18 protein-coding genes are annotated in these 15,173 nt (G+C 44.2%); 16 read left to right on the top strand and 2 right to left on the bottom strand.

The window, feature by feature from the left end:
* Window positions 1-225 precede the first annotated feature (225 nt).
* From R7O03_RS17785 to R7O03_RS17795, 3 genes are all read left to right on the top strand, one after another.
* The gene (locus R7O03_RS17785) at window positions 226-1,128 is read left to right on the top strand and encodes an N-acetylmuramidase domain-containing protein (RefSeq protein ID WP_213970492.1); all 903 of its coding nucleotides are present in this window, start codon (window positions 226-228) and stop codon (window positions 1,126-1,128) included.
* A complete protein-coding gene (locus tag R7O03_RS17790) occupies window positions 1,118-1,546 on the top strand; it encodes a hypothetical protein (RefSeq protein ID WP_053349537.1) in 429 nt (142 codons plus the stop codon). Before R7O03_RS17785 ends, R7O03_RS17790 begins: the two co-directional genes overlap by 11 nt.
* Window positions 1,547-1,683: 137 nt before the next feature.
* Window positions 1,684-1,950, top strand: a complete 267-nt coding sequence (locus R7O03_RS17795; protein ID WP_318131914.1) for a DksA/TraR family C4-type zinc finger protein — start codon at window positions 1,684-1,686, stop codon at window positions 1,948-1,950.
* Window positions 1,951-2,019: 69 nt separating this feature from the next.
* On the opposite strand, the gene bioA is transcribed toward R7O03_RS17795, so the two are convergent.
* On the bottom strand, window positions 2,020-3,300 hold the full coding sequence (bioA, locus tag R7O03_RS17800; RefSeq protein WP_318131915.1) for an adenosylmethionine--8-amino-7-oxononanoate transaminase: 1,281 nt from the start codon (window positions 3,298-3,300) through the stop codon (window positions 2,020-2,022).
* A gap of 130 nt (window positions 3,301-3,430) precedes the next feature.
* Here bioA and bioB point away from each other — a divergent pair, with 130 nt between their 5' ends.
* From bioB to bioD, 4 genes are read left to right on the top strand one after another with little or no spacing between them, the layout of a single operon-like run.
* The gene (bioB, locus tag R7O03_RS17805) at window positions 3,431-4,483 is read left to right on the top strand and encodes a biotin synthase BioB (protein ID WP_086369529.1); all 1,053 of its coding nucleotides are present in this window, start codon (window positions 3,431-3,433) and stop codon (window positions 4,481-4,483) included.
* Entirely contained in the window at window positions 4,470-5,621 is a 1,152-nt protein-coding gene (bioF, locus tag R7O03_RS17810) for an 8-amino-7-oxononanoate synthase (protein ID WP_318131916.1), read from the top strand. The genes bioB and bioF overlap by 14 nt, the downstream gene beginning before the upstream one ends.
* Window positions 5,621-6,442 carry a malonyl-ACP O-methyltransferase BioC gene (bioC, locus tag R7O03_RS17815; protein ID WP_213969482.1) on the top strand — a complete coding sequence of 274 codons (822 nt, stop codon included), beginning with the start codon at window positions 5,621-5,623 and terminating at the stop codon, window positions 6,440-6,442. The genes bioF and bioC overlap by 1 nt, the downstream gene beginning before the upstream one ends.
* Window positions 6,439-7,125, top strand: a complete 687-nt coding sequence (gene bioD, locus R7O03_RS17820; RefSeq protein WP_005378217.1) for a dethiobiotin synthase — start codon at window positions 6,439-6,441, stop codon at window positions 7,123-7,125. The genes bioC and bioD overlap by 4 nt, the downstream gene beginning before the upstream one ends.
* Before the next feature lie 82 nt (window positions 7,126-7,207).
* Here bioD and R7O03_RS17825 read toward each other — a convergent pair whose 3' ends face one another.
* Window positions 7,208-7,375 carry a hypothetical protein gene (locus R7O03_RS17825; protein ID WP_005378215.1) on the bottom strand — a complete coding sequence of 56 codons (168 nt, stop codon included), beginning with the start codon at window positions 7,373-7,375 and terminating at the stop codon, window positions 7,208-7,210.
* Window positions 7,376-7,884: 509 nt separating this feature from the next.
* Between R7O03_RS17825 and htpX the strand changes: the two genes are divergently transcribed.
* The 9 genes from htpX to R7O03_RS17870 all read left to right on the top strand — a co-directional run bounded on the left by htpX (window position 7,885) and on the right by R7O03_RS17870 (window position 15,101).
* Complete coding sequence (gene htpX, locus R7O03_RS17830; protein ID WP_005388085.1) at window positions 7,885-8,754, top strand: protease HtpX; 870 nt, start codon at window positions 7,885-7,887, stop codon at window positions 8,752-8,754.
* A gap of 210 nt (window positions 8,755-8,964) precedes the next feature.
* A complete protein-coding gene (locus R7O03_RS17835) occupies window positions 8,965-9,384 on the top strand; it encodes a nuclear transport factor 2 family protein (protein WP_005378211.1) in 420 nt (139 codons plus the stop codon).
* Window positions 9,381-10,106, top strand: a complete 726-nt coding sequence (locus R7O03_RS17840) for an SDR family oxidoreductase (protein ID WP_047100788.1) — start codon at window positions 9,381-9,383, stop codon at window positions 10,104-10,106. The genes R7O03_RS17835 and R7O03_RS17840 overlap by 4 nt, the downstream gene beginning before the upstream one ends.
* Window positions 10,107-10,118: 12 nt before the next feature.
* Window positions 10,119-11,429, top strand: coding sequence for an NAD(P)/FAD-dependent oxidoreductase (locus R7O03_RS17845; protein WP_005388084.1), 1,311 nt, complete (start codon window positions 10,119-10,121; stop codon window positions 11,427-11,429).
* A 1-nt stretch (window position 11,430) separates the two neighbouring features.
* Complete coding sequence (locus R7O03_RS17850; protein WP_213891610.1) at window positions 11,431-12,246, top strand: DUF1365 domain-containing protein; 816 nt, start codon at window positions 11,431-11,433, stop codon at window positions 12,244-12,246.
* Complete coding sequence (locus R7O03_RS17855) at window positions 12,240-13,496, top strand: SAM-dependent methyltransferase (RefSeq protein ID WP_042522068.1); 1,257 nt, start codon at window positions 12,240-12,242, stop codon at window positions 13,494-13,496. Before R7O03_RS17850 ends, R7O03_RS17855 begins: the two co-directional genes overlap by 7 nt.
* A 6-nt stretch (window positions 13,497-13,502) precedes the next feature.
* Window positions 13,503-14,015, top strand: a complete 513-nt coding sequence (locus R7O03_RS17860; protein ID WP_042522066.1) for a DUF2878 domain-containing protein — start codon at window positions 13,503-13,505, stop codon at window positions 14,013-14,015.
* Window positions 13,975-14,568 carry a chalcone isomerase family protein gene (locus R7O03_RS17865; RefSeq protein ID WP_318131917.1) on the top strand — a complete coding sequence of 198 codons (594 nt, stop codon included), beginning with the start codon at window positions 13,975-13,977 and terminating at the stop codon, window positions 14,566-14,568. Before R7O03_RS17860 ends, R7O03_RS17865 begins: the two co-directional genes overlap by 41 nt.
* Window positions 14,568-15,101, top strand: a complete 534-nt coding sequence (locus R7O03_RS17870; RefSeq protein ID WP_318131918.1) for a DUF3833 domain-containing protein — start codon at window positions 14,568-14,570, stop codon at window positions 15,099-15,101. Before R7O03_RS17865 ends, R7O03_RS17870 begins: the two co-directional genes overlap by 1 nt.
* The last annotated feature ends 72 nt before the right edge of the window (window positions 15,102-15,173 follow it).

Genomic DNA, 15,173 nt, shown 5'->3' on the forward strand with positions numbered 1-15,173 from the left:
GCGCTGGACTAAACAAAGGCCCCCTTTTAGGGGGCTCACACAAAGCCACCTTCTTTAGAAGGTGGTAATTTACTATCTGCGTCGAGTGAAAATACGTTGTTATGTAAATATTGGATGAGGTATTGCATAGTTGACCTAAATTATTGAAAACAATTCTTAATGATATTTTTCTAAGCTTTATTGGGCATGACAATCTCCTCCAAAATTTAAAAAGGAGGTACTTTCATGGCTTCAATAAGAATAAGCGGCTCTGTTGGCTTGGGTGGTAAAAATGTGGATGTTGATATTCGTACGGTACAAAGGTCTATTAACCAATTGCTTGGTTCTTTAAAGGGAGTAAAGGAGCTTAAAGTGGATGGGAAACTAGGCTCTAGACCGGAAAACTCCAAGACTGTCGCCGCAATTAAAGCTTTTCAGAAAAACCTTGTTGGGATGGCTCGTCCAGATGGAAGGATAGATGTGAATGGAAAAAGCCATCGTAAGCTAAATGAGTATTTAAAACGAACACCTGAGACTGCGGTGGCATATACGTTACCCTTGGTTGGCTCAAGAGATGCGTTGACGGACTTGGATTATAGCAAAGTAGCTGAAACTCTTGGATGCGAAGTCGCTGCTATTAAAGCTGTAGCTGAAGTTGAGAGCCGAGGAGAAGCCTACTTTAGCAATGGTAAGCCAAAGATTTTGTTTGAGGCTCATATATTTTCGAGACTCACTTCAAGAGCCTACGATAACAGTCATCCGAGTATTTCAAGTCGGCATTGGAATCGAAGTCTGTACGTTGGTGGTGTCTCAGAATACGTACGTTTAAATAAAGCGATTGAACTGAATTCAAATGCAGCAATCCGCTCCGCATCTTGGGGACGTTTCCAAATTATGGGCTTTAATTTCAAGTTAGCTGGTCATGTTACCGCTGAATCCTTTGTTAAAGCTGTATTCGAGTCGGAGAAGAAACAACTTGAGGCTTTTGTTACGTTTATCCAAAAGTCTGGCTTAGGTGAACATATAAGAGATAAAAATTGGGCTGCCTTTGCTCGTGGTTACAATGGTTCTGAGTATCAGAAAAATCAATACGACGTCAAATTAGAAAAGGCTTACAAAAAATATGCTTCGATTAAAAATGCTGCGTAACATTTCTTTGCTTGGACTTATTTTTAGTTCATCTGCTTGTGCTTCCAGCCACACTAATACTGCGCTATTTAAGTGTGATGTTTCACATCCTAACCGTCTAGAAATATCAATAGAAAATATAAACAGTCAGGTTCTACTGTCGGAGCTTAATTTAGGGGGGAGCAGTATTGAAAGAACCTTAGTTATAAAGGACTTTAAATTAGACCAGTATCATCGAGCGTTGGTAGATGAGAAGTCACTGGAATTTAGTATTGGTGAGCGCGTCATATTAGTCAGTGAGTACTTTAGCGAGGAGTTTGGTGAGGTAGAGAAGATACTCAGTGTTACTTTGAGAGAGCCTGAGCAAACGCAGTACTTTGAATGTGAGGAAGGGAGTATGAGTAACCTTGCATTGCTTTTCCATGAGAGTGTTGAATAATCGATTGCAGAGTAATTATTACCAAAGCGTAATAGTGTTTTCGAATTTACCCTAATTATCTTGTTATTTGTAATCGATATAATCGTCCACCTTACCACGGTAAGTAGATTTTCTCATTCAAGTAACGAGGAGGGCTTATGGCCGTAGGGTGGGCAAACGACGATAGTGTCAGCCAACAAATTCAAAACACAATAGACGACGAGATTTCTCGTGTTCGTGGCAGTATCACAAAGGGTGAGAGCGTCCATTACTGCGCTGAGTGTGGTGATGAGATTCCGGAAGCTCGTCGTCTTGCTATGAAAGGCGTTCGTCTGTGTATCGAATGTCAGTCAACAATCGAATTGGTATCTCAACGCCAAGCATTGTTCAATCGACGAGCGAGTAAAGACAGTCAACTTCGATAGCTTTACTGCTCTAATAAATAACGAGACGGTTTGAGTCTCATACTCAAACCGTTTTCGTATTGAATTGAACTATGAAGCGAAGCAGTCTCTACGTTGCAACGCCGCATCAATCGCGTTAACTAGCTTCTCAATATCTTCCGGCTTGCTGATGAACGGCGGCATCATATAAATCAGTTTGCCAAATGGACGAATCCACACTCCGTGTTCAACAAACAAGGCTTGGATGGTTTCCATATTCACAGGGCGATGCGTCTCCACTACGCCAATGGCACCTAACCAACGGGTGTTCTTCACCAACTCGTATTCTTCAAGTTTTGGTAGTAACTCAGAAAACAGCGTTTCAATTTGTTGGGTTTGTTGCTTCCAATCACCTTGCTCGATCAATTCCAAACTTGCAGTAGCTACAGCACAAGCGAGTGGATTCCCCATAAAGGTTGGACCGTGCATAAAACAACCAGCATCACCACCACAAACAGTGTCTGCTACGTGTTTGCTCGCGAGGGTCGCAGAGAGGGTCATGTAGCCGCCAGTGAGTGCTTTCCCAACGCACAGAATGTCTGGTTGAATATCTGCATGTTCGCAGGCAAACAATTTGCCTGTGCGTCCAAAACCAGTAGCGATCTCATCAGCAATCAATAACAAGCCATATTTGTCGCAAAGTCTACGCACGCCTTTGAGAAATTCTGGATGGTAGATACGCATGCCACCTGCGCCTTGAACGATAGGCTCAAGGATCACCGCAGCAAGTTCTTGATGGTGCGTCTCGATCTTGTGCTCGAAGTCGGTAAGGTCTTCTGGCTTCCATTCATCCCAATAACCACAAGTTGGTGACTCCGCAAAGATATGCTCAGGTAAAAAGCCTTTGTAAAGAGAGTGCATTGAGTTGTCAGGATCGGTAACCGACATCGCCGCAAACGTATCGCCGTGATAACCGTGTCGCAAAGTAAGAAACTTCGGTCGGCGTTCGCCTTTTGCATGCCAATATTGCAGCGCCATTTTTAAGCTGACTTCTACGGCAACGGAGCCTGAATCGGCAAGGAATACATGTTCAAGATTACTTGGGACTAGGGATAGCAACTTCTTACACAAACTGATTGCTGGCTGGTGGGTGATCCCGCCAAACATCACGTGAGAGACCTTATCGATTTGCTTGTGCGCGGCTTGATTTAAGTGCGGATGGTTGTAGCCGTGGATCGTCGACCACCAAGAAGACATGCCATCTACAAGCTCAGTATCATCTTCCAGTTTAATGTGAACACCATTTGCCGATGCCACTGGGTAGCAGGTCAGAGGTGTCAATGTCGAAGTGTAAGGATGCCAGATATGCTGGCGGTCGAAGGCGAGATCCATGTGCGATTCCAATAATAATTTAGATTAAAAAATAAACAGGTGTAAACTTTGTTCTTTTGTGTTGTGTTGACAGTTTATCGAGACTCAGTAGACTGTCAACACAACAACAAAAGTGACTAAAGGAATACACGTGGAAGTTCGTCATAACTGGACGCATGCTGAAGTGCGCGACCTCATGGAAAAACCATTCATGGATCTCCTATTCGAAGCGCAGCTTGTACATCGTCAATATCAACAAACCAACCATGTTCAAGTAAGCACGCTTCTGTCGATTAAGACAGGTGCTTGTCCAGAAGATTGTAAGTACTGTCCTCAGAGTGCTCGTTACACCACAGACATCGAGAAAGAGCGTCTGATGGAAGTAGAACGCGTACTCGATGCTGCGCAAAAAGCCAAAAATGCTGGTTCTACTCGATTCTGTATGGGCGCAGCATGGAAAAATCCAAAAGAGCGTGACATGCCGCATTTGACCGACATGATCAAAGGCGTGAAGGACATGGGTTTAGAAACGTGTATGACATTAGGTATGTTGACACCAGATCAAGCAAAGCAATTGGCAACCGCAGGTCTGGATTACTACAACCACAACCTAGATACCTCACCTGAGTTCTACGGCAACATTATTACCACACGTACTTACCAAGACCGTTTAGATACTTTATCTCACGTACGTGATGCTGGCATGAAGATCTGTTCCGGTGGCATCATCGGCATGGGTGAAAGTGCTAACGACCGAGCAGGTTTGTTGGTTGAATTGGCTAACTTGCCGGTACACCCTGAAAGCGTTCCAATCAACATGCTCGTGAAGGTAAAGGGGACACCACTGGAAGAAGTGGATGATGTTGAGCCTTTCGATTTCATTCGCCTGATTGCGATTGCACGAATCATGATGCCTCAATCAGCCGTTCGTTTATCCGCCGGCCGTGAAAACATGAACGAACAAATGCAAGCGCTGTGTTTTATGGCGGGTGCAAACTCCGTTTTCTATGGCTGCAAACTTCTGACCACGCCAAACCCTTCTGAAGACAAAGACATGATGCTGTTCAACAAGCTCGGTATTAACAGCCAAGAGGTGTCTCAAAAACCTGATGAAATCGAAGAAAACGAGTTACTCGATCGCGTCGTAGAGCGCGTTGCTGCTCGTCCAACAAAAGACGACCTTTTCTACGATGCCAGCGTTTAAATCTCGTATCGAGTCCGCCCTTGCTGAGCGTAAAACGCAAGGGTTGAATCGTTCTATGAATGTGGTGTTTGCCGGTAACCAGTCCGTTTTGGAACACGAAGGCAGACGCTACATTAATTTCTCAAGTAATGATTATTTGGGCTTGGCCAATGACCAAGCGCTTGTTCGGGCTTGGCAGCAAGGTTTAAGCGTATACGGCAGTGGCAGTGGGGCATCACCAATGGTGACTGGCTTTAGTGCAGCACACAGCAATTTAGAAGCCGCACTAACTGAATGGTTGAGCTACGACAGAGCAATTCTGTTTGGTTCTGGATTCAGTGCTAATCAAGCCTTGTTGTTCACCTTGTTAGAAAAAACAGACGTATTGATCCAAGATCGTTTGAATCATGCTTCACTGATGGAAGCGGGGATGTTGTCACCAGCTAAGATGAAGCGTTTCAAGCACAATGACATCGAGCACCTGAAGTCGCTGATTAATAGCGAAGGCAACCATCTAGTTGTGACTGAAGGGGTATTCAGCATGGACGGTGACTGTGCACCACTCGCTGATATCGCTGCTGTCGTTGATAGCCACAATGCATGGTTTGCTGTCGATGACGCTCATGGAATTGGTGTTCTCGGTCAATCCGGTGGTGGTTCTTGCGAGTTGGCAAAGGTTAAACCTGAGATACTGATCGTTACTTTCGGCAAAGCGTTTGGTATGTCTGGCGCGGCTATTTTATGTGACCACGCAACGGGAGATTTTTTGACTCAGTTTGCTCGTCACCATGTGTATTCCACAGCGATGCCTCCGGCACAAGCCTATGCGCTGACGCATGCGGTTTCTATGGTTCAAGAACAGTCTTGGCGACGTGAAAAGCTTTCAGAGCTTAGTGAAGTGTATCGAGACTGCCTCAGCGATCTGGAGGGCTTTGTTGAGACTCAGACTTCGATTAAGCCGTTTGTGATTGGTGAATCTGAATTGGCTTTGCGAGTAGCAGGTGCTTGTCGCCAAAACGGTATTTGGGTGACTGCTATTCGCCCTCCGACGGTGCCTAAAGGAACGTCTCGTCTTCGAATCACACTCACTGCCAATCACACTAATGAACAAGTTAAAACGCTTTCAATCGCATTGAAGCAAGCATTAGGAGCGCTGTAATGGATAATGCAACTACCGCATTAGCGCAAACGCTCGCGTTAGAGAGTTTCCATCAAGATAAAGACGCGATTGCCTCTTCGTTTGGTAAAGCAGCAGAAACATACGATAAACATGCGGCTTTTCAACGTGATGTCGGGCATCAGCTGCTTGATAAACTTCCTGAAAACTTGACGGGAAAACGTGTATTGGATTTAGGTTGTGGCACGGGTTATTTCTCCCAACTACTTCAACAACGCGGTGCGGAAGTAGTCTGCGGCGATATCTCTCAAGCCATGTTAGATAAATCAGAGCAGCGTTGTGGTGCAGTACGAATGCACTACCAAGTTGCTGATGCTGAAAACTTACCATTTGACGATGATAGCTTCGATTACGTGTTTTCAAGTTTAGCGCTGCAATGGTGTACAGATTTAAGTTACCCACTAAAAGAAGTGCGCCGCGTGCTAAAAAATGGTGGGAAAGCGTGGTTCTCTACACTGGTTGATGGATCACTGTATGAGCTGCGTGCATCATGGGAAAAAATTGATGCATATCAACACGTCAATAACTTTCTAACGCTCAATCAGGTAAAAATTGCGTTAGCGCAATCTCGATGTGACAGCCATCAACTAGACTTGACCACCATCACAGTTTGGTACGACTCTGCATTTTCAGTTATGCGTGACCTCAAAGGTATAGGTGCAAATCACGTAAGCGGGCGCTCACACGGTTTAACTAGTCGCGAGACTTTGTTAAAAGTTGAGCATGCGTACCAAGCGTTTAAAAACGATCAAGGTCTTCTACCTGCAAGTTATCAGGTTTGTTTTGGAGTAATACATCTATGATTGATGCTTTTTTTATTGCTGGTACGGATACTGATGTTGGAAAGACGGTAGCGTCTAAAGCCATTTTGCAAGCGATCGCAGCAAAAGGACTAAACACTATTGGTTATAAGCCAGTGGCAGCAGGGAGTGACAAGACTGAAGCGGGATGGCGTAACTCTGATGCTTTACACTTACAAGACGCCGCAACACTCGATGTGGCCTATGATGATGTGAACCCATACGCTTTAGAGTTGCCTGCTTCTCCCCACATTGCAGCGAAGCATGAACATGTCGAAATAAGTTACGATGTTCTGAGTCAAAAACTGGCTCAACATAAGCAGCAAGCCGATGTTGTTCTCGTTGAAGGTGCTGGAGGCTGGCGTGTGCCAGTATCCGATACGGACTGTTTATCTACATGGGTAAAAGAAGAGCAGTTACCTGTTGTACTGGTGGTTGGCATTAAATTAGGCTGTTTGAGCCACGCTTTACTCACAGCGGAGAGTATTAAAGCGGATGGTTTGAATCTTGTTGGCTGGGTGGCAAACCGCGTCAACCCAGGCACAGAGCACTACGCTGACATTATCGAGATGCTAGAAGCACGTATCGATGCACCTAAGCTTGGGGAAATTCCATATATTCCAAGTGCTAAACGCAAAGAGCTAGGCAAGTACATTAATGTAGAGCCGTTGCTAAACACTGACTAATGGTGTTTAGGATAAAAGACTAAAAAACCCAAAGGGCTGCGCAATGCAGCCCTTTCTTGTTGGTGTAACCTAAAAAGTCAGATTACTTATCTTGGCTGAGCCCCATCAATGCTTGTTGTGTTTCTGCAACACGCTGAGACATATGATGATCGGTTGAAATACCAAGTTGTTGCTTTGCCTCGTCCTCTGAGATGCCTAGGTGACAACGTAGTAAATCAATAGCCATTTGATAGTCGTTAGTTTCTACCATGGTTTTTCCCTCAATACATGGAGTTTTTGAGCTCACCCAATGCACTTTTTGCAATGTACTTAGAGTGACTCTGTTTTGTTCATCTCATTCGAATTTAGCATGTCCATGTGGCCGCACAATAAGACCAAAGTCTATAGCAGAGCTAACGTACTGTTTTTGGTCTATTAAAAAATTTCTAGCTAAGTTGCTAAGAGGTGATAGATTTAACACCAAGATCATCTATCAATACATGATGGGTAGCTCAGAGCTTATTTCATCATTTTGATAAATGTATATGAGCGGAGGTTCCAGCTCCTACCAAAGCATGTTTTGAAATCGCTTGAATCAAATATTTCAGTCCCGAAAACAAATGTTGCAATTTATTGCTTAACCTTGTTTTTATCGCGGATAGACTATATCTATAACGCACGGAACATGAAAATCAACGGAATTGGCTTTTATAGCGATTACCATTTGTTCCTTATAACAATCCGTTTTAAAAAAACGATAAGCTTCCTCGGAGAAAAGTAATGAAGCGAATTATGTTATTCCTAGCAACTAACCTAGCTGTCGTGCTAGTGCTTAGTGTTGTTCTGAATATTGTTTACGCTGTAACTGGAATGCAACCAGGCAGTCTGTCAGGTTTACTTGTAATGGCTGCTGTATTTGGTTTTGGTGGCGCATTTATTTCGTTGATGATGTCAAAGGGTATGGCGCTACGCTCGGTTGGTGGTATGGTCATTGAAAGCCCGCGCAACGAAACGGAGCATTGGTTAGTCGAAACTGTGGGTCGTCAAGCTCAACAAGTGGGTATTGGTATGCCAACGGTGGCTATTTATGATTCACCAGACATCAATGCATTTGCGACAGGTGCAAAACGAGATGACTCTCTTGTCGCAGTTTCTACCGGTCTTTTACACAATATGACTCGTGATGAGGCAGAGGCAGTACTTGCACACGAAGTGAGCCATATTGCAAATGGTGATATGGTCACGATGACGTTGATGCAAGGTGTCGTGAACACGTTTGTTATCTTCCTATCACGCTTTATTGCCAATATCGTGGCATCGAACGATGATGAAGAAGGCCAAGGTACAAACATGATGGTTTACTTTGGCGTATCCATGGTGCTTGAACTGGTATTTGGTTTCCTAGCTAGCTTCTTGACTATGTGGTACAGCCGTCATCGCGAATTCCACGCGGACGCAGGTGCTGCGCGCCTCGTTGGCAAAGAAAAAATGATTGCGGCTCTAGAGCGTTTGAAGGTGAGTCATGAATCTCAACTGGATGGCACCATGATGGCGTTTGGTATCAATGGCAAGCAGTCGCTGACTGAGCTACTAATGAGCCACCCTCCGCTAGATAAACGTATTGCAGCGTTGCGAGGCCAGCAATACTAACTGTGTCTACTTAAATAATTGTTAATTTGCTGAAAAGGCTTGGTTTTGACCAAGCCTTTTTTTTCGCCGATTGATCGCGTGCGAACTTCATCACGTACTACTTACAGAAATAAAGTTATACAAAATTATTTTTGTACAACTTTGGTGGAATGAACTATCTTGTACATATAATAATTTTGTACAACTTAATGGGCGTGTAGGAGTAAAAAAATGGACATACAGTCTGTTGGCAATATCTATCAAAAGCTCAACAAAGCGAACTTACATCTACTTAAGGATATATATCACCAAGATGTAGTATTTGAGGACGCAGCGCATCGTTTAGAAGGATGGCCAGCACTTTCGGATTATTTCACCTCATTATATGCCAACGTCATCAGTTGTGATTTTGTAATCCATGAGCATCAACAAGTCGGAGATACAGGCTTCCTAACTTGGACAATGGACCTTCAGCATCCCAAACTTCAGAAGGGTGCGCCTATTCTCGTCAATGGTGTTTCGCACCTCAAATTTAGCGAAGGTCAGGTCATTTATCACCGAGACTATTTTGATCTCGGAGAGATGCTCTATGAGCATTTACCGTTACTTGGTTCAGTCGTTAAAACCATCAAGCAGAGGTTAGGACAATGAACAACACCATCTTAATCACAGGCGCCACCTCCGGAATAGGAAGACAGCTTGCCCTAGATTACGCGAACTCAGAATGGAATGTGATTGCTTGTGGTCGGAATCAAGATGTTCTTGCAGAACTGGAGGCAGTTTCCTCCAAAATTCATACATTGCAGTTTGATGTGACAAATTATGAGGAAACTCAGCAGGCGCTCTCTAATTTGCCCTTTACGCCAAATACATGGGTTTTTAACGCAGGCGATTGTGAGTACATGGATGAGGGAGTGGTCGACGCGAAACTCATGGCGCGTGTGATGAACGTAAATGTTGTCGGTGTTGCCAACTGCGTTGAAGGCTGCCAAGTGCATTTAGAGAGAGGGCACCGCATTGTTATTGTTGGCTCTATCGCATCAGAAGTGGCACTGCCTCGTGCAGAAGCTTACGGCGCATCCAAAGCGGCAGTCAGTTATTTTGCACGCACGCTCGCCGTCGACTTGAAAAAGAAAGGGATCAAAGTGGTAACGGTGTTTCCTGGTTTTGTTGAAACGCCGTTGACTGACAAAAACGACTTCGAAATGCCAATGATCATTTCTACTCAGCAAGCGTCGGACTCTATCAGGAAGCAGTTAGCCGCCAACAAGACCTATATCTATTTCCCGGCGAGATTTACCAGTATTTTACGTTTTATCTCGTTACTTCCATACAGTTGGCAAGCTCGCCTAACTGCTAAACTCGTATCATAAGAAGGAATAAAAATGAAAACAGCAGGAAGAAAGAAGATAGCGATTGTGGGAACGGGAATCTCTGGCCTTACTTGTGGTTATTACTTGCATAAAGAACATGATGTAACGCTGTTTGAAGCGAACGATTACATCGGTGGCCATACTGCAACCGTTGATGTGAGCCTTGATGGTAAAGAATACGCGATAGATACTGGGTTCATCGTCTATAACGACCGTACGTACCCTAATTTCATTAAAATGATGAGCGAGATTGGCGTTGAAGGTCTGCCTACTCAAATGAGCTTCAGTGTCAGAAACGATGGGAACGGACTAGAGTACAACGGCCACACAGTGTCGACATTGTTTGCTCAAAAACGCAACTGGGCAAACCCCAAATTTTATCGATTTATCTTCGAGATACTTCGTTTCAATAAACTTGCCAAGCGCTTCGCTAGCGAGCAATCCTCGCACTCTCAGACGTTAGGTGAGTTCCTTGACGAACACAAATTCAGTGCTTTCTTTACCGATAACTACATTTTACCGATGGGTGCTGCGATTTGGTCGTCGACTTTAGCTGACATGCGCGCATTCCCTCTTATGTTCTTCTTACGTTTCTTCCTCAACCACGGTCTGCTAGATGTGACTAACCGACCGCAATGGTATGTGATTAAAGGTGGTTCACGTTCATACATTCCACCATTGACCAAAGGCTTTGCCGAGAATATTCGTCTTAATAGTCCTGTCGAAAAAGTGGTTCGCAACGAAAAAGGGGTTGGCGTTCAAGTTCGCGGAGAAACGCATTGGTTTGATGACGTTATCTTTGCTTGTCACAGTGATCAAGCAATGAGAATGCTAGAGGATATCAGCCCAATTGAGCAGGAAATCTTGGGGGATATGACATACCAAGCAAATGAAGTTGTTCTTCATACCGACTCTGCCGTATTACCAAAACGTAAGGCAGCATGGGCATCATGGAACTACCTATTGGAAGGCAGTGAAGAGGAACAGCAACGCCTCCCTTCGCTCACTTATAACATGAACATTCTTCAGCATATTCAATCAGAACACACGTTTTGTGTAACGTTGAACAGTACTGAGCAAATTAACTCAAATAAAGTCTTGCGTTCGTTCACTTATCATCATCCAGTATTCACCACTGAGTCTATTGCAGCGCAGCAGCGCAAAGATGAGATACAGGGCAAACAAAGTACCTGGTTCTGCGGCGCTTATTGGTACAACGGTTTTCATGAAGATGGCGTGCGTAGCGCGCTTGATGTTGTGAAAGAACTAGAAGAAAAGTACCGCGAACAAAATGTGGTTCCTTTCGAAAAAGGCGCAGCGTGATATGGATAGCCAAATGAACAGCCGATTGTTTATAGGCAACGTTCGTCACCGTCGATTCACGCCTGTGAATCATGAGTTGAACTACTCTTTATTTATGCCCGCCATCGATGTAGACGAGCTCGATGCTTTAGAGAAAAAAGTATGGGGTTTTGGTTCGCGTTGGTGGCATTGGGCTCGCTTCAAGCGCAGTGATTACATTGGTGAAGGTAGCGTCAAGGCGGCAGTGCACAGCAAAATTGAAGAACTGACAGGTGTTCGCTGTACCGGCAAGGTAATCGCAGTCTGTCACTTGCGTTATCTAGGACTTTATTTCAGTCCCGTTAATTTCTACTACGTTTATAACACGGAAGGAGAATGGAAGTATCTCCTCGCAGAGGTGAGTAACACTCCTTGGAATGAACGACATTACTACGTGGTGTCAGCAGATAAAGAAGAAAAGTTTGGTTGGGAACAAGATAAAGCATTCCATGTTTCACCATTCAACCCGATTGACCAACTCTACCGCTGGAGAATTAAGCCTTTGACAGACAAGTTGAATATTCATCTTGAATGTCACAAAGGAGAGAAACACTTTGATGCCACCATGGTTATGAAAGCTAAGCCACTTTCAAGCAAAACCTTATTGAGGTGTTTGATCGTTACACCAATACAAACGGTAAAAGTAATGGTTGGTATTTATTGGCACGCATTAAAACTTTGGGTGAAAGGCGCACCTTTTTATTCTCATCCTAAATATTCAACGCATGAAGAAATAGAAGCCGATATTGAAAAAACAGACAAAAAAAATAAAAAGCACAAGGAGAATTCTGCATGTTAAATACTAGTTCTATGACATTGCCGCGTAAATTGACGACAACGCAAAAAGCGGCTCGCGGAGTTATTTTTCAATGTCTGCAAAAAATGGAAATCGGCTGCTTAACAGTTATTGAAAGTTTTAAGACGGAAACGACAGAGCGAAGCGAGCGTTTTAGTGCGCCAAATGGGGAGTACAGTGGTCAACCTGTTGTCGCTACTATAGAGGTAAAACATCCAGGCTTTTATTCACGGATCTTGCAGGGCGGCAGTATTGCTGCTGGTGAGGCTTATATGGATGGGTGGTGGGATAGCCCCGATTTAACCTCATTAATGAAACTGATGGCCCTTAACATGCGTGCTCTAGATAAACTCGAAGAGCAAGGCAGTTGGTTGACTAAAATACTGTACAAGTTCAGTCATTGGTCAAACAGAAACTCTGAAGAGAACTCACGTAAAAATATCCATGCGCATTACGACTTGGGTAACAACCTATACGAAGCGTTCCTTGACACCAATATGCTGTACTCGTCGGCGCTTTACAATCATGCGGACGACTCTCTAGAGCAGGCTCAAATCAACAAAATGGATCGTCTATGTCAGCAACTTGAGCTGAAGCCCACTGATCATGTTGTTGAAATTGGCACTGGGTGGGGCGCTATGGCGATTTACATGGCCGAACAATACGGCTGTCAGGTCACCACAACAACGATATCTGAAGAGCAACACGCGTACGCGGAGCAAAAAATCAAAGAGCGTGGCTTAGAAGATAAAATCACACTACTCAAAGAAGATTACCGTAACTTAACCGGCACTTATGACAAGCTCGTTTCTATTGAAATGATTGAAGCTGTGGGCAAACAATTCCTGCCTTCGTACATTAAGGTCTGTGAGTCTTTATTGAAGACTGGTGGCTTGATGGCGATTCAAGCGATTACGATTGCCGATCAGCGTTACGATTACTACAGTAACAACGTCGACTTTATCCAAAAGTACATTTTCCCGGGTGGTTTTTTACCGTCGGTAACCTCACTAACCCAAGCAACAACAAAGTACAGTGACTTAGTGACGCGAGACTTGTTCGATATTGGTTTGGACTACGCCAAGACGCTGAACGAATGGCACTTACGTTTTAATCGAGCAGAGAATGAAGTGCGCTCGTTTGGCTACGACGACCGCTTTGTGCGTATGTGGCGCTACTATTTGAGCTACTGTGAAGGTGGCTTTTTGGCTCGCACGATCAGTGCCGTTCACATGACGTTTCAACGCCCGTAGTTCGTTATGAAGGTGTTTCTTGCTTCGACATGGTTCCAACTCTGCTGGTTTGCAGCGGTGCTTGGAACCTATCAATGGCAATGGGTGACGTTATTCCTTACTTTGGCAACCCTACTATATTGTTTGAAAACTGACGCATCTTCGCTCAAAAGTATTGGTGTTATCGCCACGATTGGTCTCGTGCTTGATACATTAAATCAGCAATTTTCAATTTTCATGTTTGCCACTCAATGGTTACCCCTTTGGCTTTTGTGCCTTTGGATTCTGTTCGCCTGGTATGCCTATCAACTCAAGTCAATTTTGTACCGTTTCCCAAAAACCTACGTATCAATAGTAGGCGGACTCGGAGGAACAGCGAGCTACTTTGCTGGCTATAAGCTCCAAGCCGTTGAATTTGGATTTAGCACTGGCGCTACACTGGCAATGTTGTTTGTCGAATGGTGCGTCATGATGCTCTTGATACTCAAGGTGTACGGAAATGAAAAGCTTGAAGAGAGACTTAACTCAGAGACTGACTAGGCTGCTTGCGTTGGTAATAGTAACTGGCTCTTTTGCTCTGCAAGCTCAACCTGTTGGAAACAGCGAAGCTGCTAGCAACATTGCGAATTGGAAGGGATGGAAAACTGTTGGTGAAGCCCATCTTACTTGGTTCATCTTCGATATTTATCACTCAAGATTAAAAGCGCCTGATGGAAAGTTCATCGTAAGCGATGACGTATCGCCACATCCCCTTGCGTTGGAAATTAATTACAAGAGAGACATCAGTAAGCAACAGCTGCTTGATGTGACGGATGAGCAGTGGGCGAAATTGGGTTTTACGGACTCATATCGAAAAGCTTGGATCAGCGAGCTCGATCGTATGTTTCCTGATATTCAAAAAGGTGACGAGCTTACTTATCTAACAGATGGAAAATCTGGTCAGCTTTTTTATAAGCAGGTTGGGGACGTGCAAGTAAAGAACGTTGGCATCATTGAAGACGAACGAATGAACGATGCATTTTTGGCTATATGGTTATCACCCAACACAGAATTTCCGAAACTCCGAAAACAATTGATAGGGCAGGTTAGATAGTGTTTAAACGAATTTTTAAAGCAGCGACTTTAGTGGCAGCTGTTTTTCTTTCGGCATGTTCCGCAGACATTGATAATTACCGCTCTTCTACACCGACTTTTGACGTATTCGGTTATTTCGAAGGCGACATAAAGGCGTGGGGGATGGTGCAAGATTATACCGGACAGCAAACGCGTCGCTTTGAGGTCGATATAGTGGGTACTGTAGCGGGTGATACGCTGACGCTGGTGGAAGACTTCGTGTTTGATGACGGAGAGGTGGACCAGCGAATTTGGGTTATCACTAGATTAGAAGACGGTCGTTATGAAGGTAAGGCAGACGATATTATAGATGTAGCAACAGGGGAAGAGCAGGGCAATGCGCTACAGTGGCAATATGACTTTGAGCTACAAATGGAGGATTCATCAGTGACAGTTGCTTTTGATGATTGGCTTTATCGTCAGGATGACAGAAACGTTTTCAATCTAACGAAAATAAAAAAGTTTGGTGTGGAAGTAGGAACAATAACCTTGTTCTTCCAAAAGCAGCCATAACAAATGGGGCTGATCTTCAATTAATAATCCATTCCATATAACTAAAATTATTTTCTCCCGACCTAACTCTCC

Origin of the sequence: Vibrio sp. Vb2960, assembly GCF_033337665.1 — a bacterium.
In the GTDB taxonomy this organism is placed as follows: domain Bacteria; phylum Pseudomonadota; class Gammaproteobacteria; order Enterobacterales; family Vibrionaceae; genus Vibrio; species Vibrio alginolyticus.